Origin of the sequence: Micromonospora sp. C41 (assembly GCF_018070485.1) — a bacterium.
Classification (GTDB): Bacteria; Actinomycetota; Actinomycetes; order Mycobacteriales; family Micromonosporaceae; genus Micromonospora; species Micromonospora chalcea.
This window is the reverse complement of the sequence record NZ_JAGPXP010000005.1, coordinates 55,989-76,520: the sequence shown is the minus strand read 5'-3', so window position 1 is coordinate 76,520 and position 20,532 is coordinate 55,989. Positions and strand designations below refer to the sequence as shown.

General features: G+C 73.1%; 18 protein-coding genes. 7 read left to right on the top strand and 11 right to left on the bottom strand.

All coding sequences use genetic code 11. The annotated features are described in order from the left end of the window. Nucleotides 1-114: 114 nt before the first annotated feature. From KBX43_RS07605 to KBX43_RS07570, 8 genes are all read right to left on the bottom strand, one after another. The gene (locus tag KBX43_RS07605; protein WP_043327759.1) at nt 115-1,158 is read right to left on the bottom strand and encodes a glycoside hydrolase family 26 protein; all 1,044 of its coding nucleotides are present in this window, start codon (nt 1,156-1,158) and stop codon (nt 115-117) included. A 141-nt stretch (nt 1,159-1,299) separates the two neighbouring features. After that, nucleotides 1,300-2,232, bottom strand: a complete 933-nt coding sequence (locus KBX43_RS07600) for a sulfotransferase (RefSeq protein ID WP_069090049.1) — start codon at nt 2,230-2,232, stop codon at nt 1,300-1,302. A gap of 28 nt (nt 2,233-2,260) precedes the next feature. Further along, entirely contained in the window at nt 2,261-3,874 is a 1,614-nt protein-coding gene (locus tag KBX43_RS07595; RefSeq protein ID WP_166456767.1) for an oligosaccharide flippase family protein, read from the bottom strand. Continuing rightward, complete coding sequence (locus KBX43_RS07590; RefSeq protein WP_043327762.1) at nt 3,841-4,704, bottom strand: sulfotransferase; 864 nt, start codon at nt 4,702-4,704, stop codon at nt 3,841-3,843. The genes KBX43_RS07595 and KBX43_RS07590 overlap by 34 nt, the downstream gene beginning before the upstream one ends. Before the next feature lie 17 nt (nt 4,705-4,721). Then, a complete protein-coding gene (locus tag KBX43_RS07585; protein ID WP_210883899.1) occupies nt 4,722-5,927 on the bottom strand; it encodes a hypothetical protein in 1,206 nt (401 codons plus the stop codon). Beyond that, the gene (locus tag KBX43_RS07580; RefSeq protein ID WP_043327763.1) at nt 5,927-7,408 is read right to left on the bottom strand and encodes an O-antigen ligase; all 1,482 of its coding nucleotides are present in this window, start codon (nt 7,406-7,408) and stop codon (nt 5,927-5,929) included. Before KBX43_RS07580 ends, KBX43_RS07585 begins: the two co-directional genes overlap by 1 nt. Then, entirely contained in the window at nt 7,405-8,412 is a 1,008-nt protein-coding gene (locus tag KBX43_RS07575; RefSeq protein WP_210883897.1) for a DUF3048 domain-containing protein, read from the bottom strand. Before KBX43_RS07575 ends, KBX43_RS07580 begins: the two co-directional genes overlap by 4 nt. Further along, entirely contained in the window at nt 8,409-10,232 is a 1,824-nt protein-coding gene (locus KBX43_RS07570) for a Wzz/FepE/Etk N-terminal domain-containing protein (RefSeq protein ID WP_210883893.1), read from the bottom strand. The genes KBX43_RS07575 and KBX43_RS07570 overlap by 4 nt, the downstream gene beginning before the upstream one ends. A 498-nt stretch (nt 10,233-10,730) precedes the next feature. Here KBX43_RS07570 and KBX43_RS07565 point away from each other — a divergent pair, with 498 nt between their 5' ends. Genes KBX43_RS07565 through KBX43_RS07550 form a run of 4 tightly spaced genes read left to right on the top strand, consistent with a single transcriptional unit; the run spans nt 10,731 to nt 13,691 of the window. Continuing rightward, nucleotides 10,731-11,207: a polysaccharide biosynthesis protein gene (locus KBX43_RS07565; RefSeq protein ID WP_030499390.1), complete on the top strand. Its 477-nt coding sequence runs from the start codon at nt 10,731-10,733 to the stop codon at nt 11,205-11,207. Then, nucleotides 11,207-11,785, top strand: a complete 579-nt coding sequence (locus tag KBX43_RS07560; protein WP_043327766.1) for a glycosyltransferase — start codon at nt 11,207-11,209, stop codon at nt 11,783-11,785. The genes KBX43_RS07565 and KBX43_RS07560 overlap by 1 nt, the downstream gene beginning before the upstream one ends. After that, the gene (locus KBX43_RS07555; RefSeq protein WP_043327767.1) at nt 11,782-12,780 is read left to right on the top strand and encodes a sulfotransferase; all 999 of its coding nucleotides are present in this window, start codon (nt 11,782-11,784) and stop codon (nt 12,778-12,780) included. The genes KBX43_RS07560 and KBX43_RS07555 overlap by 4 nt, the downstream gene beginning before the upstream one ends. Continuing rightward, nucleotides 12,777-13,691, top strand: a complete 915-nt coding sequence (locus KBX43_RS07550; RefSeq protein WP_013289266.1) for a glycosyltransferase family 2 protein — start codon at nt 12,777-12,779, stop codon at nt 13,689-13,691. The genes KBX43_RS07555 and KBX43_RS07550 overlap by 4 nt, the downstream gene beginning before the upstream one ends. Before the next feature lie 60 nt (nt 13,692-13,751). Here KBX43_RS07550 and KBX43_RS07545 read toward each other — a convergent pair whose 3' ends face one another. Further along, entirely contained in the window at nt 13,752-15,248 is a 1,497-nt protein-coding gene (locus tag KBX43_RS07545; RefSeq protein WP_210883891.1) for a hypothetical protein, read from the bottom strand. 100 nt (nt 15,249-15,348) lie between these two features. Continuing rightward, the gene (locus tag KBX43_RS07540) at nt 15,349-16,227 is read right to left on the bottom strand and encodes a 3'(2'),5'-bisphosphate nucleotidase CysQ (RefSeq protein ID WP_043327770.1); all 879 of its coding nucleotides are present in this window, start codon (nt 16,225-16,227) and stop codon (nt 15,349-15,351) included. A 199-nt stretch (nt 16,228-16,426) separates the two neighbouring features. On the opposite strand from KBX43_RS07540, the gene KBX43_RS07535 reads away from it, so the two are divergent. Both KBX43_RS07535 and corA read left to right on the top strand, forming a co-directional pair. Then, nucleotides 16,427-17,521, top strand: coding sequence for a PLP-dependent aminotransferase family protein (locus tag KBX43_RS07535; protein WP_030499384.1), 1,095 nt, complete (start codon nt 16,427-16,429; stop codon nt 17,519-17,521). Nucleotides 17,522-17,843: 322 nt separating this feature from the next. Then, nucleotides 17,844-18,995, top strand: a complete 1,152-nt coding sequence (gene corA, locus KBX43_RS07530; protein ID WP_043327771.1) for a magnesium/cobalt transporter CorA — start codon at nt 17,844-17,846, stop codon at nt 18,993-18,995. Nucleotides 18,996-19,067: 72 nt separating this feature from the next. On the opposite strand, the gene KBX43_RS07525 is transcribed toward corA, so the two are convergent. Continuing rightward, nucleotides 19,068-19,907 (bottom strand): hypothetical protein, encoded by an 840-nt coding sequence (locus KBX43_RS07525; protein WP_043327772.1) that lies wholly within the window; start codon nt 19,905-19,907, stop codon nt 19,068-19,070. 84 nt (nt 19,908-19,991) lie between these two features. On the opposite strand from KBX43_RS07525, the gene KBX43_RS07520 reads away from it, so the two are divergent. Further along, the gene (locus KBX43_RS07520) at nt 19,992-20,522 is read left to right on the top strand and encodes a peptidylprolyl isomerase (protein ID WP_030499381.1); all 531 of its coding nucleotides are present in this window, start codon (nt 19,992-19,994) and stop codon (nt 20,520-20,522) included. The last annotated feature ends 10 nt before the right edge of the window (nt 20,523-20,532 follow it).

Below are 20,532 nucleotides of genomic sequence, written 5' to 3'. Positions count from 1 at the left end.
CCGACCGCAGACGTGAGAGCAATACCTTCTCGCATTCGCCGGTCGCGCGTCCACCCGGGATCGGCCTTTTTGGCCGAGGAAACGGCCCGGGTCGCACGAAAAGACGAGCGACTATCACTCGCCGGACACGGAGGGTGTCCCTGAGGGGACGCTCAGGTCGGGCATCGGCGGCTGGAAGTACGGATCCGTCGCCATCTCCCGGAAGACCTTCTCGCTTTCCGGGTCGTCGCCGAACGTGCTGTCGTAAATCGGCTTCTGCGTCTGCTTCGCCGCGAAGTAGACCGCCGCCTTGATCTGCGGGTGCTTCTTCAGGTACGGCCCGACCTCGCGCATCCAGTCGGCGCGCTGGCCCGGACGCCCGTCCTGGGTCAGGCCGAACTCGCCGATGACGACCGGCCGCGGGTGCTTCTTGGCGAACGCCATGAAGTGGTCCATGCGGTTGGAGAAGCTGTTCCACTCCGGGCTGGGATAGACGTCGGCGCAGAGCCAGTCGACCTGGTCGTCGCCGGGGTAGTAGGCGGCGGCCCGGCGCTGCGGCTCGGCGAAGCCGTCCGCGTGCGGGCACCACACCCAGGCCGCGTTGGTGACGCCCATCTCCGTGAAGATGCCGCGGACGTGCTTCCACGCGGCGACGTAGTCCTCCGGCGAGTGCATGCTCGCGGCCAGGTTCGGCCGGTCCATCTCCCACCGGTAGCGCAGCAGCACCGGAACGCCGAACTCCTTGACGTCGCGCGCGCGTTCCCGGATCAGCGTGTCGTAGATGCCGCTGACCGTGGAGCGGGTGTCGGTGCCCTGCCAGGAGATCATCTGGAGCCTGCCCCGGGCCTGGAACGCCCGCTCGCTGGCGCCCGGGAACGGCTCGTTCCACTCGTGGAACATGTGCGCGATGGCGAGTGTGCCGCCGGCGGCCCGGTTGAACTCGTCGAACGCGGCGGCCCGCCCGGTGGCGGTGTGGTACTGCGGCTTGACCCAGGTGCCGAGCCAGGCGCCCTGCTCCGGCGGCTCCGGCCCGCGGCCGGTGGTGCGGACCGGCGCGGTCCGCGGCGTCACGGTCGGTGGAGGCGGCGCCGCCGTGGTCCCCTCGTCGGACCGTTCGGAGCCGATCTCACAGGCCGTCACGGCCGGTGCCAGCAGGGCCAGGCCCAGCACGGCAGCCATCGTCAGTCGTAACCGTCGTACCACCGCAACCTCTCCCCAGGACGGTCGCCGGCCACGGTGGGGCCCTGACGGATCCGCGTGAGCGGAGAGGCACGCCGGGCCGGGCGGGCGACCCCTGGCACTCTACCCGGGGAGGAGCGCTCAGGCGGGGTAGCCGAGCTCGGTCAGCAGCGGTCCGGCCTGCGCCAGCACATCGGCCAGATCCTTTTCGGTCAGTCGCTGCCGCCAGCGCCCCACCGAGCCCGGCCGGGCCTTGGCGAAGCGGGCGTGCAACGCCGCCCGGCCGGCCGGGTCGCGTACCTCCAGGAAGTCGGCGACCACCTCGGCGGCCTCCGCCGGCCGGGTGACGACGTCCTCGTAGCGCAGGTGCCGCACCCGGTCCGCGGGCAGCTCGGCGAGCTGGGTGAGCGCGCTGCTGGTGAAGCGCCGCCACATCCAGGCCGACCGGCCCAGGTCGGAGACCTGCGTGAACTCGTCGCGCCGCTCCGGCTCCACCCAGAACCGCGGCGCGGCGCCCCAGGGCGTACCGCCCCGGCCGCTGCGACCGGTGCCGGTGGACGCGGCGTTCAGCCAGGGCTGCTCGGCGTGCGACACCGCCACGTCCCGGCCGTCCCGGTAGACGTGCAGGAAGACCGCGTCCGGGAAGACCTCGGTCAGGAACGGCACGATGAAGCAGTTCTCCGGGTCCTTCTCGGCGAAGCGCAGTCCACCGTGCCCGGACGCGGCGAGCAGCGCGCCGTAGTAGCCCCGGAAGTAGCGGGCCGCCCGCTGCGGCGTCCAGCTTCCCTCGTAGACACAGCGGGCGACCGCCTTGGTCAGGCGCGGCTCGAAGTGGTACGACACGTCCGGCAGCGCGCCGACGCAACTGCCCAGGAACGTGGTGCCGGAACGCGGGGCCCCCAGGATGAAGATCGGGCGCTCCACCTTCAGCGTGAGGCGGCGGTTGCCCGCCTCCACCGGCCGTTCCAGCTCGCGGCGTTCCTTGCGGTCCGCCAGCAGGCCGACCGCGGCGAGCTTCGCGGCCTTCACGGTGGACAGCCCGGAGTGCGGGGCGAGGGGGGAGTCGCTGGTCATCGAAGGTCCCATCGGTGCGCAGGATCGGTCAGGACTGGGCGGCCGGGTCCGACCCGGCGCGGTTGCGGCCGCGGCGAAGGGACCGCAGCGCGTCGAGGTTCAGCGTGCGCCGCCAGCGCCAGACACCCGCCGCGTACGCGGCCAGGCCGACGGCGCTCACCAGCGCGAGCACCGGCGGCGTGGCGTCGAGCAGGCTCGCCGCGCCCAGCGGCAGGCCCAGCGCCACGACGGCGAGCGCCATCGCGGTACGGGTGCCGGCGCCGAACGGGTGCAGCCGCATCGACCACCAGAGCTGGGTCAGCGGCACCAGGTTGGTGACCAGGATCGAGATCGTCCAGGCCAGGGCCGCGCCGAGGATGCCGAACCGCGGGATGAGCAGCAGGTTGCCGACCACGTTGAGCACGGTGCCGGTCATCGCGTTGTAGAACGTCCACGCGGTGCGCCCGGCCATGTTGAGCACCATGTCGACCATGCCGCATCCGGTGGCCAGCAGCATGGTCAGCGCCAGCAGCACCACGACCCGGCGGCCGTCGGCGTAACCGGCGCCGAACAGCGCCAGCATCGGCGTCGCGAAGGCCGCGAAGATCAGGTACGCGGGCCAGGAGAGGATCACCAGCCAGCCGGTGGCGACCTGGTAGAGCTGGCCCGCCTCGGCCCGGTCGTTGCGGGCGAACGCGGCGGCCAGCCGGTGCTGCACCGAGCTGGACAGCGCGACGCTGGAGAGCTGGCCCAGCGCCAGGAACCGGGTCGCCGCCGTGTAGATGGCCGCCTCGGCCGGCCCGCGCAGCGCGCTGAGCAGCACGATGTCCAGCCGCTGCACCACGATCGCGGCCAGGCTGCTGACCGCACGTGGCCCGGTGAAGCGCCAGAACGGCCCGGCCAGCTCACGCGCCGGCACCGGCCGGGTCACCTGCCGCCCGGCCCGGCCGACGAGCCGGCTCAGCCAGAACAGCGCGACCACCGCGGCGAGCAGGTACGGCACCACCCAGGCCAACGGCAGCGCCACGGTGGCGGACAGCCCGAGCCAGGCGGCCACCGCCACGGCCAGGAACTGCACCAGCGTGCGGCCGAGTCGCTCCACTGTCAGCAGCGGGCGCATCTGGCCGAAGCCCCGGCAGGCGGCGAGCGCGTAGTCGTTGAGCGCGGCCAGCGGCACGAACGCCAGCAGGATGCGCAGCGCGGTCACCGCATCCGGCCCGGCCTCCGGCATGGTGGCCCGGGCCAGCGCCGGCGCGGCCAGCCAGCCGGCGAGGCCGAGCAGCGCGCCGACCGCGAGCACCGGCAGCAACCCGACCAGGATCGTGCCCCGGATCTGGTCGCGGCGGTCCAGCGTGCGCTGGCGGCTGACGAAGTAGACGGTGCCGACGTCGGTGCCGAGCCGGGCCGCCGACGCGGCGATCATGAACGCGCTGGTGGCCGCGAAGAACATGCCGGCCTCGCGGACGGACCAGCCCCGGGCGATGACGATGTTGAGCCCGAACCCGGCCACCGCGGCCAGGCCGACACCGACCAGGTTCGCGAAGCCCTGCCGGGCCGCGCCGCCGAGCCCCGCGCCCGGCCCGGGCGGCGGTGCGGTGAGCGTCGGGGTGCCGCCGGCGTCCGGCCGGGTCACCGCCGCCACGACGGCACGCGTCCCCACCACGCCGCCAGCCGCTCGTCGTACGGGGCGAAGTGGTCCTCCAGCCGGGCCCGCAGCTCCGCCGACATGGGCGAACGGGACCGCGAGTTGTGCTTGCCGAACGCGATGTCCGCCCAGCGGGGCAGCCCGAGGAAGTCGCAGACCGCGTCGAAGGACGGGCGCGGGTCGGCGAAGAAGTCGTCGCTGTCGATGACGTGCATCCGCTCCCGCCCGACGAGCGCCTCCAGCCGCTCCAGCTGCTCGATGTAGCGGCCCCGGGCCAGGTACGCGTTGTGCTGCAGGTGCTCGCTCGCGTACGCGGCCGAGCGGATCATCCGCTCCCGCTCGCCCGCGGTCCGCTGCTCCTCCAGCGCCAGCGCCCGCTCGAAGTCAGACTCGGTCTCGTAGCCCCGCGCCAGCTCGTGCGAGTGCGCCGAGTACGCCCGCTCCACCGGGTCACGCAGCAGCACCAGCAGCTTCACCGAGGGCAGGTCCTTGGCGATGCGCTGCCCGGCCAGCGGGTGGAACATGTAGTACGGGCTGGACTCGCCGGTGATCCCGCGTACCCCGATCTGGGCCTTGACCGCCTCGGCCTTGGCCGTGGTGGGGAAGTGCCCGAGGTACCAGTTCATCCCCCGGTGGTAGTCCATGTCGAAGTAGTGCACGCCCTTGTGGTACGCGGGCGGCAGCACGCCGGGGTGCTGCGAGAGCGTCTTGAACAGCGAGGTGGTGCCGCAGCGCTGCGCCCCCACGATCAGGAATCCCGGCACCATCCGTGAACCGGCAGTCAACCGACCGACAGTCCGGCTCACCGACTTCACCGCGCGGAGCGCCTGCTCCCTGGCCACCGTCACGTCCCCACTCCTCACTCTCACCGGGCCCGGCGGGCCAGGTGTTCCTCCACGGCGGGCAGCAGCCAGGTGTCGACGTGCCCCAGTCGCGCACCCGCCTCCGCCTGCCGGTCGCGCAGGTAGCGCGCAGCCAGCTCCACCAGGTAGAGCACGGCGACCAGATCGGCGCCCCCACCGGTCTGGTCGAACGGTGCCAGGGTTGCCCCGGAGCCGGCGATCAGCGCACGCGCGGCCTCGACCGGTTCCACCCCGTCGTGGCTCATCGCGCCCTGCACCGCCAGGTGCAGCGCGTCGTACCCGGCCGGCACGTCCGCCTCGAACCGCTCCCAGTCCCAGACCAGCACCCGGCCGTCGGCGAGCACCGCGCTGTTGCCGCCGTTCCAGTCCCCGTGCCACGCGCCGAAGGCGACCACCGGGTCGGCGTCCGCGACGGACTTCAGCACCGCGCGCAGCCGCCCGGCCTCCGGCCGGGGTCCGAGCGCGTCCACCGCGGCGGTGAGCCGGGCCGCGTGCCCGCTGGCCGCCCATGACTCCCGGCGTACGCCGAGACAGCCGGCGACCGCCACCATGGCCGCGCGTTCGGCCGCCTGCGCGGCTGCCGGGGCGGCCCGGGGCAGCCGCACCGGCAGCGCCTCCTGCACGAGTAGCGCGTGCCCGTGCCAGTCGCCGTGGTGGCGTACCCCGGCCAGGACCACCGGGCCGAGCGGCACCTCGGCGAGGCGGCGCAGCGCGTCCGCCTCCGCGTGCACGAGCGCGCGGGTCAGCGGGTCGACGCCGAGTTTCGCGTACCCGAGGGCCCGGCCGTCCGGGGCGAGCAGTTGCAGCACCGGCTTGCGGTTCGCGCGGGCCGGCCCGATGTGCAGGCTGACCAGCGCCGGCTCACCCAGCACCTCGGCCAGGTGCGCGTCCAGCCCGCCGCCGTCGACGACCAGCCGGTCGCGGAAGACGAGCGGCCCGAGACCGAGCCGGAACGCGGTGGCGAGGCCCTGCCGGACCAGCTTGGCCTTGCGGCCGACGGCCTCGGTGGAGTGCCGGACCGCGCTCGCCGCCGCCCGGCCGGAGCCGGTGGGCACGAGCAGCCGGGGGCGGGCCGCCGAGGGCACCACCACCCAGCCGGCGCCGCCGCGGCGCAGGCTGGGCTCGGCCGGCGCGGGCCAGATCAGCCCGGCCAGTTCACCGAGGTACGCGGCACGGCCGTCGCCGTCCGGGGGTACGCGGAACACCATCAGCGGTCACCGGTCGCTTCCAGCCGGGCCCGTAGCCCGGCGATCGTGCCCTGCGGTGGCGCGGGCGCGAGCGACCGGCGGATCCGGTCGTTGCGGGCCAGCAGGGCGACAGTGATCAGGGCGTAGGCGAGGGTTGCTTCCATCGCACCGTAGGTGAACTGGAAGAAGAGCATGAGGATGAGCACGAGCGTGCCGGCGATCCCGATGGCGCTGTGGTCGCGCCGGTAGCGCCAGATGCAGTAGATGAAGAACGCGTTGTAGCAGATCGCGCCGACCCAGCCCTGCCCGACGAGCAGCGCCCAGACCTGGCCGTTGCTGCCCAGCTCCCGGTTGCCGCACTGCTTGCAGTCCTCGGACTTGCCGATGGCGATCGACCGGTTGCTGCCGATCAGCGCCCGGTTGCCGCCGTAGCCGAGGATCGGCGACTGGTTGGCCGCCCGGACCGCGCCCTGCGACAGGGTGGTGCGGATGTCGTCGCTGTGCCCGTTCTGCAGGCGTTCGTCGAAGGTGCGGCCGAGCGGGGTCGCGATGATCAGCACGCCGATCAGTCCGACCGCCAGGGCGAGCCCGCCGAGCACCACCATCCGGCCGCGCAGCGCGAGCCGCAGCGCCACGTACGCGGCGGCGATGCCGAGGCCGATCCAGAGGCCGCGGTTGAGGGAGTAGACGATCGGGAAGATCGCCGCCAACGCGATGGCCACGCCGGCGGTACGGCGCAGCGGCTTGCCCAGCACCACCCAGCCGACGATCAGCCAGACCAGCAGGATCGCGGTGTTCTGGCCCCACGAGTTCGTGTAGGTGAACGGCGCGGACGGGCGGGGCGAGCTGGCCTCCCCCTCGATCACCTGCTGCACCTGGGCGAACTTGATCTCCATGAGCGAGGTGACGTACGGGTGGCCGGCGATCGACTGCGGCAGGACGAACCGCAGCGGCGCGACGAACCTGAGGTTCGGGAAGAGCGAGCCGATCCAGCCGCCGAGCACCACGACCACGCCCATGAACCCGAACAGCCGGACCATCCGGCGCTGGGACAGCTCCCGCTCGCGCAGGTTGTAGACGTAGAGCATGGTCACTGTCATCGCGACGTAGTTGGCGAGCCGGATGCCCCAGCCGATGTACTTGCCGCTGCCGCCGGGCGGCAGCGTGTTCGGCGCGGTGAGGTCGAGGGTGAGCACGGACAGGAACACCCAGAGCAGCAGGACCATCCAGATCCCGAAGCCGGGCGGCACCCGGACCGGGCCGCGTTTGCGCATCTGCGCCACCATCGGCACCGCGAAGATGACGAACACGAAGCTCGACACGCCGAGCACCCACCACAGCGGGTACAGCAGGAAGACCGCGATCAGCGGCCATGCCGTCGGCAGCCGCCACGACCAGCCCTCCGGCCGTACCCGCACCGGGCGGAGGCGGTTCCCGCCGGGCGACACCGCGGCGAGCGGAACCGACCCGCGCGCGGTACGGGGCGGGGTGGCGGTGCTCATTTCACGGAGACCTTGGCGGTGGTCGGCGCGTAGATGACCCACGCGTTGCCGGGCTGGGGGCGCAGGAGGTCGCCGCCGGTGTCGGCGAGCGTGCAGACCAGAGGCAGGCCGGGCTTGCGCCATCGACCCTTGGCGCTGTTCGGCCCGGACACGGCGAGCACCGCGCCCTCACCGAAGACGTTCGCCGAGGGCAGCGAGCGCGGGGACGGGTTGCGTACGTCGAGCGTGCGGTACTCCATCGTCAGCACGATGACGGATGCGGCGGTCACGGTGACCTTGCCGATCCTGCCGGCCCAGACGGACTTCGCCTGGTCGTACCGCCAGACCATCGGCGGACCGCCGGAGACGGTGACGGTGAGTTCGGTGGCGGGTGCCAGGTCGCGGGTGGCGAGCGCCTCGCCGTCGGTGGTGTGGTCGATCGGCGCAGGGGGCGGCTGGCCCCCCTTCGGGGCGGCCTTGAGCAGCGCGGCGGTCGACGTGTAGCCGCCGGAGAAGACCTTGCTGTCGTCGTCGGGCGTGACGCCGTCGAGGTCGGAGTTCTCGAACTGGGTGAGGAAGCCGGTGGGGCCGCCGTCGTAGCCGACGAACGGGCGCAGCACAGTGAGCGACCGGATGTCGACCGGCCGGATCTCGGTGACCGGGCCGATCTTCGTGGCGTCCTTGGAGTGGAACACCGCGGTCAGGTGCAGCGTGTCCGCCTCGGCGAACTCGGCGTAGACCAGGTCGGCGGCGTCCAGGCCGGCCGGTGTGGTCGCGGGGCTCACCCGCAGCGGCACCGCGACCGCCTGGCGGGTCGCCGCGGCCGGGGTGCTGACCGGAGCCCCGGTCAGCGGGCCCTTGGGCAGGGTCGGCGAAGCGCTGGCCGCGGACGGCGAGGCGGTGACGTCGCCCGGGTCCACCACCTGGACCTTGCCTGGCTTGGGCTCGGGCTCGCTGCACCCGGTCCCGACGCCGAGGACGACGGCGGGGGCGATGGCGGCGCGGAGCATCTGCCGACGGTTCACCCCAGGTCCTCGCCGGAGTCGAGGGCGTAGCTGCGGCCGTCGCCGTCACCCCGGGAGCGGTACGTGCCGCCGGTGCCGTTGAGCGGCACCGGCTTGCCCGGGGCGGCGGGCGGGGTGGCCTTGCCGGGCATCTGCGGCGCCGGAGCGGCCGGCTTCGCCGGGGCGGGCCGGGACGACTGCATGCGCGGCAGCACCATGGTCGACTCGGCGGACGGGCCGGGGCTGGGGCGGGGCTTGGGCCGGTTGGCCGGGGCAGCCGGGGCGCTCGACGCGTTCGACCCGCCGGACGTCGCCGGGCGGGTGGCGCCGGCGGGCGGTTCGGGCAGGCGCGGAGCCAGCACGGCGCCGATCACCGGCGCGTTCACCTGCTCGAACTGCTGGAGCGCGGCGGTGATCTCACCGCTGCGGGTCTTGCCCGCCTCGGCCACCATGATCACCGCGTCGACGTACCGGCCCAGGGCCTGGGCCTCCACGGCGAACGTGGGCTGCGGGGTCTCGATGATCACGTGGTCGAAGCGCGCGGACAGCTCGTGCAGGATCTCCAGCAGACCGGCGACCGGCAGTTCGACCTCGGCGTCCAGGTCGCCGGGCACCAGCACCCGGAGCTGGCCGAGCCCCGGCACCGGCGCGAGCGCCTTGAGCGGGGGCACGTCGCGGCGCAGCACCGAGGCGAGGCTGTGCCGCCCCTCGGCCACGCCGGTGATCGCGCCCACCGCCGAGTCGGGCTTGGTGGTGATCAGCGCGACCTGCTGGCCGGTACGGGCGTACGAGGCGGCGAGGTTGGCGGCGACGAACCCGGCGGCGGCGCCGGCCGAGGCGTCACAGAGCAGCAGTTGGCGCCCGCGCCCGCCCTGCGCCGCTTCGGGCACCGCGGAGAGCAGCACGTTGCGCAGCCGGCCCAGCTCGCGGGAGGCCCGGTGGGTGGCCGGCAGGACTGCGAGCGACGGCGCGCGCGACGGCAGTTCCACAAGCAGCGGCAGGCCGACCCGGTCGGAGATGTCGCGTCCGCGGCGGATCCGGGTGTCCAGCCGGTCCAGCACCAGCGCCAGCACGATGCCGAGCAGCAGACCCGCGCCCATGCCGCTGGCGAGGTTGAGCGTGCGGTTCGGCGAGCTGGGCCGCTCCGGCAGCCGGGCGTCGGAGATGATCTCGCCGGGATCGGAGCCGGCCGCGCTCAGCGGGTTGAGCCGGTTGTACAGGTTGCTGATCTGGTTGGTGACGAGCTGGCGGTCGGATTCGGCCCGCTCGCGCTCGGGCGAGTTGGACGGCGCCGCCGAGATCCGCCCGGCGATCGCGCTCAACTGCTTCTGCAGATCGGCGATCTGCTGCTTGAGCGTGTTCGTCTCGTTCTCCAGCGACTTCTGCGCGGTGGCCTTGCGCAGGTCGAGGTAGGCCTGGGCGAACGCGTGCGAGCCCGACTGGGCGCCCTCGGGGCTGTTCGCCTCGTACGCCACCTGGAGGATCTGGCTGTTCGGCGGGACCTTGACGGTCACCGACTTGACGAGCTGGTCGGCCCCGGTGTCGACCTTCATCAGCGCCTTGGCCCGCTCCGCCACCACGAGCGAGCGGACCACCTGCGCCTCGGTGTCGAGGTTGACCTTGGCGTTGGGGTTGTTCTCCGCGCCCGAGCCGAGCGGGCGCACCAGCAGCGACGTGGTCGAGGTGTAGCGCGCCTCCTGGACCTGGCTCAGCGCCAGCCCTCCGCCCAGGCCGAGGACCGCGGCGAGCAGCAGGATCCACCAACGGCGGCGCAGCCAGCCCAGGTAGGCCATCAGGGCAAGACCGTCGGCGTCGCTCTCGGCCAAATGGGGTGAGGGCATCAGAGTCTGTCGCTCCCTTTCGACCGAGCCGGGCAGTCCACGGCACAGCTGGACCTGACCGTGGCCTTGAGTGTCCCCGATCCGAACGACGAGGGAAAGTCTGCTCACGTTCCGGTAAGCCTGCCCGGGTGTGGGCAGCCCGCGTAGAAATGGCCGATCGGCGCTGACCATTCGGCGGGTTTCCCGGTGCCGGGCCCGACTTGCCCCCGGTAAGCCGACGTCGCCGACGGCTCTCGTGCGGAGCGGTGACGGAATCCTGACACATCTCACTTCGTTCGGGTGTCCCGGCCCGTGGTCCGGGCGCGGCCGGGCTGACCTGCCCGACGGCCGGTCGACGCGCATCCCGTTGACGGGAATCGCGAGGTGAGCCGACCGGCGAGCCAGGATCCGTCCAATGGCCCCTTCAGTTGCCCACGGGCCCGCCAGTAGGTTGTCAGGACGCGTCCGAGGGGCATTCACAAAAATCCGGACGCGTCATCCGCGTACGGGAGGACGTTTGTGGTGAGCGGGTCAACCGAGGACTCGGGACAGGTCCTGCTGGTGGGTTCCAGTGGCGGGCACCTGGCCCAGCTCCTGGCCCTGGAACCGTGGTACCGGGATCGGCGCCGCGCATGGGTAACCTTCGACACCCCGGACGCGCGCTCGCTGCTCGCCGGCGAGGACGTGGTCTGGGCGCACCACCCCACCACACGCAACGTAAAGAACCTGGTACGCAACGCGTTCCTCGCGCTGAAGGTCATCCGCCGGCGCCAGGTCGACGCGGTCGTCACCACCGGCGCCGGGGTCGCCCTGCCGTTCGTGGTGGCGGCCCGCATGCGCAAGATCCCCACGGTCTACATCGAGGTGTACGACCGGATCGACAGCGCGACGCTCACCGCCCGGCTCTGCCGTCCCTTCCTCTCCGCGATGCTCGTGCAGTGGGAGGAGCAGCGCCGGATGTACCCGGAGGCGACCGTCGTGGGGAACCTCCTCTGATGGCGCACATTCCCCAGCAGCGGGACCGGCGGTCCAGGCCGTTCGTGCTGGTCGTGGTCGGCACCGACGTGCACCGCTTCGACCGGCTGGTCGGCTGGCTGGAACGCTGGCACGCGGCCCGGCCCGAGGTCCGGCTGGTCCTCCAGTACGGCCACAGCCGCACCCCGGCCCTGCCCGAGGCCACCCCGTTCCTCGGCCACGAGGAGCTCCAGCAGGCGATGGCGGAGTCCACGCTCGTGGTCAGCCACGGCGGCCCGGCCACCATCACCGAGGCCCGGCGCACCGGCCACCTGCCGATCGTGGTGCCCCGCGACCCGGCCCACGACGAGCACGTCGACAACCACCAGCAGCTGTTCTCCCGCCGCCTGGGCGCGGCCGGCATGGTGCGGCTGTGCGAGTCCGAGGCCGAGCTGGTCGCCGCGCTGGACGAGGGCCTGGCCGACCCGAGCCGGTTCGTCCTGGCCGCCGACCCGGGCCGTCCGGACCCGCGCGCCGAGGCGGTCGCCCGGGTCGGCGCGGTGATCGACGGCCTGGTCGCCGGCCGGGTACGCCAGCGGACCGCCGGGCGGCGCGGATGAGCGGCCCGGACCCGGCTGCGCCGCGGGTCCTCTTCGTCGGCGGCCTCGGACGCAGCGGCTCCACGCTGCTGGAGCTGCTGCTCGCGCAGAGCGCCGACGTGTGCGCCGTCGGTGAGGTCGTGCACCTGTGGGAGCGGGCCCTCGGGGCCGACGAGCGGTGCGGCTGCGGCGAGCGGTTCACCGGCTGCCCGTTCTGGCGGCAGGTCGGCGACCAGGCGTTCGGCGGCTGGGACGCGGTCGACCGGGACGACGTGCTGGCGCTCAAGGACCGGGTCGACCGGACCCGGCACATCCCCCGGCTCGCCAAGGAGGCGCTCCCGCCGGAGCAGCTCGCCGACGTGCGCCGCTACGCCGACCTGTACACCCGGATCTACCGGGCCGCGCTCGCGGTGACCGGCGCCCGGGTCGTGGTGGACTCCAGCAAGCACGCCTCGCTCGCGTTCGCGCTGCGCTGGGCCGAAGGGCTCGACCTGCGGGTCCTGCACCTGGTCCGGGACAGCCGGGCGGTGGCGTACTCGTGGGGCAAGCAGGTGCGCCGCCCCGAGGTGGTCGACGGCGAGGACTTCATGCCGACCTTCTCGCCGTTCGAGGTGAGCAAGCTGTGGACCGCGCAGAACGCGGCGTTCCACCTGCTCGCCTCCCGGGCCAAGGTGCTGCGGCTGCGGTACGAGGACTTCACCGCCGACCCGGCCGGCACCGTAAGCCGGGTGCGGGACTTCGCCGGCCTGCCGGACGACCCGGCCGCGCTGCGGATCCTCTCGGCGGACGCGGCCGACGCGGCGAGCGAGCCGGCCGCGCCGTTCCGCGCGCACAGCGTCGCCGGCAACCCGTTGCGGTTCAGCGGCGGGCCGTTGACAGTGCGCCGCGACGAGGCATGGCGCGACCGCCTGCCGCGACGCAGCCGTGCCGTGGTCAGCCTGGCCACGCTTCCCCTGCGGGTCCGTTACGGCTATCTGGGCCAGCGGGGATCCGACGAGTCCGTGGAGAGAGCATGAGTGGGCCGAGCATCTCGGTGGTCGTACCGACGCGGGACCGTCCGGAGCTGCTGCGCGCGGCGCTCGACGCGATCCTCAGCCAGGCGCACCCGGGGCTGATCGAGGCGATCGTGGTCTACGACCAGTCCGAGCCGGACCGGTCGCTGGAGACCGACCGGGGTGACCGCCGGATCCGGGTGATCACCAACACCCGTACCGCCGGGCTGGCCGGGGCGCGCAACACCGGCATCGAGGCGGCCACCGGCGACTGGGTGGCGTTCTGCGACGACGACGACGAGTGGCTGCCCGGCAAGCTCGCCGCCCAGTTCGGGGCGCTCGACGCGCACCCGGACGGCGCGCTGGTGAGCTGCGGCATCCGGGTCAGCTACGACGACCGTACGGTGGACCGATCGCTGGACCGCGCCCGGATCTCGCTGGAGGCGCTGCTGCGCGACCGGCTCACCGAGCTGCACCCGTCCACGTTCCTGATCCGCCGGGCCGCGCTGCTCGACGCGATCGGCCTGGTCGACGAGCAGATCCCGGGCAGCTACGCGGAGGACTACGAGTTCCTGCTCCGCGCCGCCCGGTACGCGCCGCTGGTGAACGTGGAAAGCCCGTACGTGCTGGTCCGCTGGCACAAGCGGTCCTACTTCGCACAGCGCTGGGAGACCATCTCGACCGCGTTGCAGTGGCTTCTGCGCCGCTACCCGGAGTTCGCCACCGTGCCGCACGGCGAGGCTCGGGTGGCCGGTCAGATCGCGTTCGCGCAGGCCGCCATGGGTAACCGGCGGGACGCGGTCCGCTGGGCGCGGCGCACGCTGGCCCGCAACCCGAAGGAGCCGCGTGCCTACCTGGCGCTGGCGGTGGCGAGCCGGGCGGTGCAGGCCGACCGGGTGCTGCGCACGCTGCACAAGCGCGGCCGGGGCATCTGACGCGTACGCGGAACGGGCGGGCGACCGAGGTCGCCCGCCCGTTCTCGTCCGGTCATCAGGTCAGGCCGTGCAGAAGGACTTCCACGCCTGGATGCTCGGCTGGTCGAGCAGCCGGAAGTCGCCCTGGCTGACGGTCTGGTTGTAGTACGCGACGAATTCCGGCCGCTGGCCGTTGAGGAAGTTCGTCATCGACCGGATCCAGGCCGCCCGGCCGGTGCCCGGGTCACCCGGCACCAGGTCGCTGCCGGTCTCCGCGACGCCCCACGGCTTGCCCAGCGCCTTCGACTTGCTGATCATCGGGCCGTAGATTTCCTGCGGCGGGGCGTACCGCTTCCACTTCTTGCCCCAGTTGTAGCAGTCCCAGCCGAGTGTCTCGATCACGTCGGAGCCGGGGTAGAACGCGTCGAAGCTGCGCCCGGACTTCGGGTCGAGCGTCCAGCACATCAGGATCAGCGTGTTGATCAGCTTGGGGTTGTTCGCCCGGGCGGCCAGCCCGGCCACCCGCTTCCACGCGGTCCGGTACGCCTCGGTGGTGAAGGCGCCGCGCTCGACGTCGTCCTCCGGCTCGTGGAAGTACGACCAGTAGACGTTGTGCTCGCGCGGGATCGAGGCGAACCAGGAGGTCAGGCGGGAGTCGAACTTGCCGGTGTTGATCTCCTGCGGCGCCGCCTTGAAGGACACCACAACGGTCCGGTCCACCACGTCGGCCCGGCTGCCGGACCAGGCCGGCGGCAGGCCGGGGAAGAAGATCCGGGCCATCCGCAGCTTGCCGAACGTCCGGTCGGAGCGGGCCAGCGCCTGACCGAAGGTCTCCCCGTTCTGCACGCCGATCGAGGCGCCGGGCAGCGTCAGCCGCGTACCGCCGAAGGCCGGGCCCGCGTTCTCGGAGGCCGACGGGCGGGCCGAGGGTTTGCCACCTAGACCCTGGTCGGCGCTCGGGGACGCACCCGGCGTAGCTGGCGCGCCCGGGCCCATCGAGGTCGCCGGGCCGACCGATCCGGGGGCCTCGCCTGCTTGCGGGTTCGCGGAGTCGGGCCGCAGCGCGGCCACCGCCACCCCGCCGCCGGCCACTGCCAGCGCCAGCGCCGCCGCGACCGCCACGCGCCAGCGTCGCCGGGCGCCGCCGGGCGGCGGAGTCGTCCCCGGTGCGAGCGGCGGAGCGGGCGGGCGGCCCGGCCCGCCGGTGGCCGGATCGTGCGGGGCGTCCACCGGAGGCGGCCCGGTCAGGGTGGCGGTCGCCGCCGCGCCCGCACCCCGTACCGCGTCGCCCGCCGGACCCGGCCCGGCCCAGTCGGCGTCGTCGTGCGGCGCCCAGCCGGGGTCACCGTGGACCGTCGGCTCGTCCTGCGGCCAGGCGGCGTCCCGGCGGCCGGCGTCCGGCCGTTCCGGCCACGGCAGGTCGCCGCCGCCGGTCCGAGCCGGTGGCGGCGGAGACGAGGTGACCTCGGCCTCCGGCCAGGGCAGCGACGGGCCGCCTGCCTGGCGTGGAATGTCCTGACCCGGCCACAGGCCGGTCGGCTGCCCGAAGGCGTTGTGCGGCTCTCGATCGGCCGGCATGACCCTCCCTGGCTGTCGGCGGCCCGTGTCCGGGCTCAGATCGCCACGCATACCTGCCCGACGATAACCCTCATTCACCTGGCCGTATGTACCGTGACACTCAGCCGAACGCCTGACCGGGGGTGTCGGTGACGGTCGAAGCGGGCATCTCGACCCCGGTCCGCGCGATCGCGTCGAGCAACTGGTCGGCCAGCTCCGGCCGGCAGACCAGCAGGTCGGGCAGGCGCGGGTCGGCGCGGTTGTAGCGCAGCGGCGAACCGTCGATCCGGGACGCGTGCATGCCCGCGCCGAGCGCCACCGCGACCGGGGCGGCACTGTCCCACTCGTACTGGCCGCCCGCGTGGACGTACGCGTCGACCTCGCCGGTCACCACGGCGCAGACCTTCACACCGGCCGAGCCCATCGGTACGGCGGTCGCACCGAGCATCTCGACCAGCTCGCCCACGAACGCGGGCGGGCGGCTGCGGCTCACCGCGATCCGGATCGGCCCGTCGGTCGGCTTCGGCGGCGGGCAGGTGGTGCCGAGCACGAGCGGCGTACCGTCCACAGTGGTCCGCGCCGGCATGCCGACGGCACCGGCGACCAGGGCGCCGTCGGGCGCGGCGGAGCGCTGCCAGAGCGCCACGTGCACCGCCCAGTCGTCCCGCCCCTCCTCGGAGAACTCACGGGTGCCGTCCAGCGGGTCGATGATCCAGACCCGGTCCGCCTCGTGCCGGGGCGCGCGCTCGCCGTCCGCCCATGCGCGGCGGGCGTCGGCCTCCTCTTCGGAAAGCACCGCGTCGGCCGGCCGCAGGCGGGCCAGCGCCGCCGTCATCAGCTCGTGCGACGCGCGGTCGCCGGCGTCCTTGAGCGCCTTCGGGTCGGCGAAGCCCTGCCGGTCCCGCAGCGCGGTGAGCGCCTTGCCGGCCTCGGTCGCCAGCCACTGCGCGAACCGCTGGTCGTCGAGCCGTCCCGCCTCGTCCTCGGTCACGAGCCTCATCCCTTGTTCTCCCGGGTCTGCCGCGACCCGTCATCCTTCGGCGTCCGGTCGGACCGGCGCCAGCGTCCGTCGGATCGTAGACAGTCGCGAGGTGCCCTCGGATCCCCCGGACGCACCCGGTGCCCCGCCCGGCCGCCCGCATGTTGAACTTCGCGTGTATGGCGGTCGGACCCGCCGGGCCAGGCCCTAGGCTCTGCGCATGACCGCCGAGCAGCTGATCTCGTTCGCCCGTGGCGCGCCTTCGCTGGACATCGTCGATGTCGAAGGGCTCAAGGCCGCCGCTGTCCGCGCCTTCGACGCCGACCCCGCCGGGGTCACCGCGTACGGCACCTCCGTCGGCTACCCGCCCCTGCGGAAGTGGATCGCCGAGAAGCACGGCGTCGAGGCCGATCAGGTGCTGATCACCAACGGCTCGCTGCAGGCCGACGCGTTCCTCTTCGACCACCTGGTCCGCCGGGGCGACGCGGTGGTGGTCGAGCGCCCGACGTACGACCGCACGCTGCTCAACCTCCAGCAGATGGGCGGCGAGGTGCACGGCGTGACGATCCAGCCGGACGGCCTGGACACCGCCGAGCTGCGCAAGCTGCTGGAGTCCGGGGTACGGCCGCGGCTGGCGCACGTGATTCCCAACTACCAGAACCCGGCCGGTGTGACCCTCTCCCTGGAGAAGCGCCGTGAGCTGCTCGACCTGGCCGCCGAGTACGGGTTCACGATCTTCGAGGACGACCCGTACGCGGACATCCGGTTCCGGGGCGAGCCGCTGCCGTCGATGCTGTCGATGGACACCCGTGGCGTGGTGGTGCACGCGTCCAGCTTCACCAAGACGGTCTGCCCGGGGGTGCGGGTCGGCTACCTGGTCGGCCCGGCCGAGCTGATCGCGACGATCGCGAAGCGCGCCACCAACCTCTACATCTCGCCGGGCATGGTGGCCCAGGCGATCGTGCACCAGTTCTGCGTCTCCGGCGCGATCGAGGAGTCGATCCGGACGGTCCGTACAGCGCTCGGCGAGCGGTCGGCGGTACTGGCCGAGTCGCTGCGCCGGCACATCCCGGAGGCCCGGTTCGTGGAGCCGGACGGCGGCTACTTCCTCTGGGTCGAGTTGCCGGAGGACGTCGAGGTCGACCGGCTCGCGCCGGCCGCCGCCGAGCGTGGCGTGGCGGTGGTGAAGGGCAGCGACTTCATGGTCGACGGCGGCCGGCACGCGCTGCGGCTGGCGTACTCGGCGGTGACCGCGGACCGGATCGACGAGGGCGTCCGGCGTCTCGCGGAGGCGATGGCCGCCGTACGCGGCTGATTTCTGTCGGGTTTCTGACAAAAAGGCCCCGCTGGCCGGTTCGGCACTCCCGCTGGACCGGCCAGCAGCCCACAATGCTGCGAGTGTCGTTCACCTTTCCGGTGGCCGGGCCGCTCCGGCCAGGGCCGACGGCACGCCCAGCATCACTCCCGCCCCCAAGGGGTGCCGGGTGGGCCGTGTCGCCCCTCACCCCCCTGACGCGGCCCGGCCCGCCCGGCGCCGGGGCGTGACGCCCGTCGCACCGCCCGTCCCGCTCCCGCGCTGCGCCTGCCGCCGGTCGGCGTAACCTGCAAGCCGCAGCTCTAGGGAGAGGGGGCGAGAGATGACGGACCGGGTGGCACGCGACCGAACCGCCGGCGCCGACGGCGGCAGCCGGGCACTGCGCCCCCGCGCCTGGGCGGCCCCGGTACGCGCGATGTCCCGCATCCTCAACGCCGACGGCTCCCCCCGTGCCGCCCAGCCAGCCGGCCCGGAGCGCAGCGGGATCGTCGACTGCGGGCTGTACGTCGACGGCGAGCGCCGCCCCGGCCGCCCCCAGTACGCCGAGGCCCTGGCCGCCGCCCGGCAGGAGCGGGACGGCTTCGTCTGGCTCGGCCTGCACGAGCCCGACCTGACCGAGATGACCGAGATCGCCGCCACCTTCGGCCTGCACGAGCTGGCGGTGGAGGACGCGGTGAAGGCCCAGCAGCGCCCGAAGCTGGAGCACTTCGGCGAGATCGTCTTCCTGGTGCTGCGGACCGCCCGCTACTGCGAGCACGCGGAGCTGACCGAGAACTCCGAGGTGGTGGAGACCGGCCAGGTGATGCTCTTCATCGGGCCGCACTTCGTGATCAGCGTGCGTCACGGCGACGCCTGCCGGCTGGCGCCGGTCCGCGCCGACCTGGAGGCGAAGCGGGACCTGCTGCGGCACGGCCCATGGGCGGTCGCGTACGCGATCACCGACCGCGTGGTCGACCTCTACCTGGAGGTCGCCGACCGGCTGGAGGACGACCTCGACGTGCTGGAGGCGGACGTCTTCGACCGGCAGAGCAGCGGCCGGATCCAGCGGATCTACCAGATGAAGCGGGAGCTGGTCGAGTTCAAGCGGGCGGTGGCGCCGCTGCAGCGCCCGCTGATGACGCTCACCTCGCAGGTCAACCGCGCGGTGCCGCAGGAGGTCCGGCGCTACTTCCGGGACGTGCAGGACCACCTCAGCCGCACGGTCGAGCAGGTGAACTCCTACGACGACCTGCTGAACTCGATCCTCCAGGCCCGGCTGGCCCAGGTCACCGTCGACCAGAACAACGACATGCGCAAGATCGCCGCCTGGGCCGCGATCGGTGCGGTGTGGACGGCGATCGCCGGCATCTACGGCATGAACTTCGACAACATGCCCGAGCTGAAATGGACGTACGGCTATCCGGGCGTGTGGGCGCTGATGCTCGCGGCGTCCTTCACGCTCTACCGCCTGTTCCGCCGTAACGGCTGGCTGTAGCCGCCCCGTACACGCGGAAGCGCCGGCCACGCGGGTCGCCCCGCGTGCCGGCGCTGATCCGACGGTACGAGGTCAGCGGCGACCGCCGGCCTTCGCGGCGTTCTTACCGGCCTGCACGGCCTTGGTGATGTCGTCGGCCGGACGGCCGGAGACGTCCCGGGCGCCCTCGGCGACGGCGGGGACCTGGTCGTTCGGGTGGATCACCGGCTGGCTGCCGGAGGTGGCGGTCGACGCGCTGCTGCCCTTGGCCACGGCCGAGGAGCCGGCGCCGGTCGGGCCGGCCTGCGTCACCTTCGCGCTCGCGTCCGGGGTCTCCACCACGATCGTGTCCACGTCCTCCCGCATCGGCTCCAGCTTGTCCCGGCCGGTCGCGCCGAGCGTGCCCGTCGTGCCGAGCGTGCCGGTCGGGTCGTACTCGGCCCACTCCTGCTGCTCGCGGCGGCGGCGCATGGCCATCGCCCCGGCCAGGCCGGCGACGGTGCCGGCCACCAGCAGGCCCGCGGTCATGCCCCGCGACCTGCGCTGCTTCTTCTTTCCGGCCTTCATGCTCTTCGCCTTCTTCGTCATCGCGGACTGCTTCGCGGCCATCGCCTTGCGGCCGCCCGACGCCTTACCGGCGGCCTCGACCCGGGCGTTGCGCACGGCCAGCAGCACCGGCGCGAGCGCCGCGGCGGTCGACGCGAACCCGCTGGACGCCCGGTCCCGGACCATGACCGCGGTCGGCGCGACGGCGCCCCGGGCTGCCTGGACCCGCGGGCCGACAGTGGCGCCGGCACCCTTCGCCGCGTGCGTCGCGGCTTGCCTCAGGTGACCGATGCCCTGGTTCAGCTCCACCTTGGCGAGCTGGCCCTGGGTCTTTCGCCGCCCGATTCCAAACACGGTCCCACCTCCTGGGAGTTGTTCCTTCGTCATCCTCCACCTTCGGATGCCTCCGCATGGCCAGATCGGGCACATGGGAGGATCCGCAAGGAACTGACCAACGAGTGAGGAGTACCCGTGGCCGAGGCTGTCTACGCCACCTTGCACACCAACGCCGGCCCGATCCGGCTGGAGCTCTTCCCGAACCACGCGCCGAAGACCGTCCGCAACTTCGTGGAGCTGGCCGAGGGCACCCGGGAGTACATCGACCCGCGTACCGGTCAGCCGGGCAGCGGGCCGTACTACGACGGCACCGTCTCGCACCGCGTGATCAGCGGTTTCATGATTCAGATGGGCGACCCGACCGGCACCGGACGCGGTGGCCCGGGCTACAAGTTCGGCGACGAGTTCCACCCCGAGCTGCGCTTCGACCGGCCGTACCTGCTGGCCATGGCGAACGCCGGGCCGGGCACCAACGGCTCGCAGTTCTTCATCACGGTGTCGCCCACGCCACACCTGAACAACCGGCACACCATCTTCGGCCAGGTCGCCGACGAGCAGTCCGCCAAGGTCGTCGACTCGATCGCCAACACCCCGACCGGCCCGAGCGACCGGCCGCTGCAGGACGTGGTGATCGAGCGGGTCGAGATCGAGCACAAGCAGGCCTGAGCGACACGCG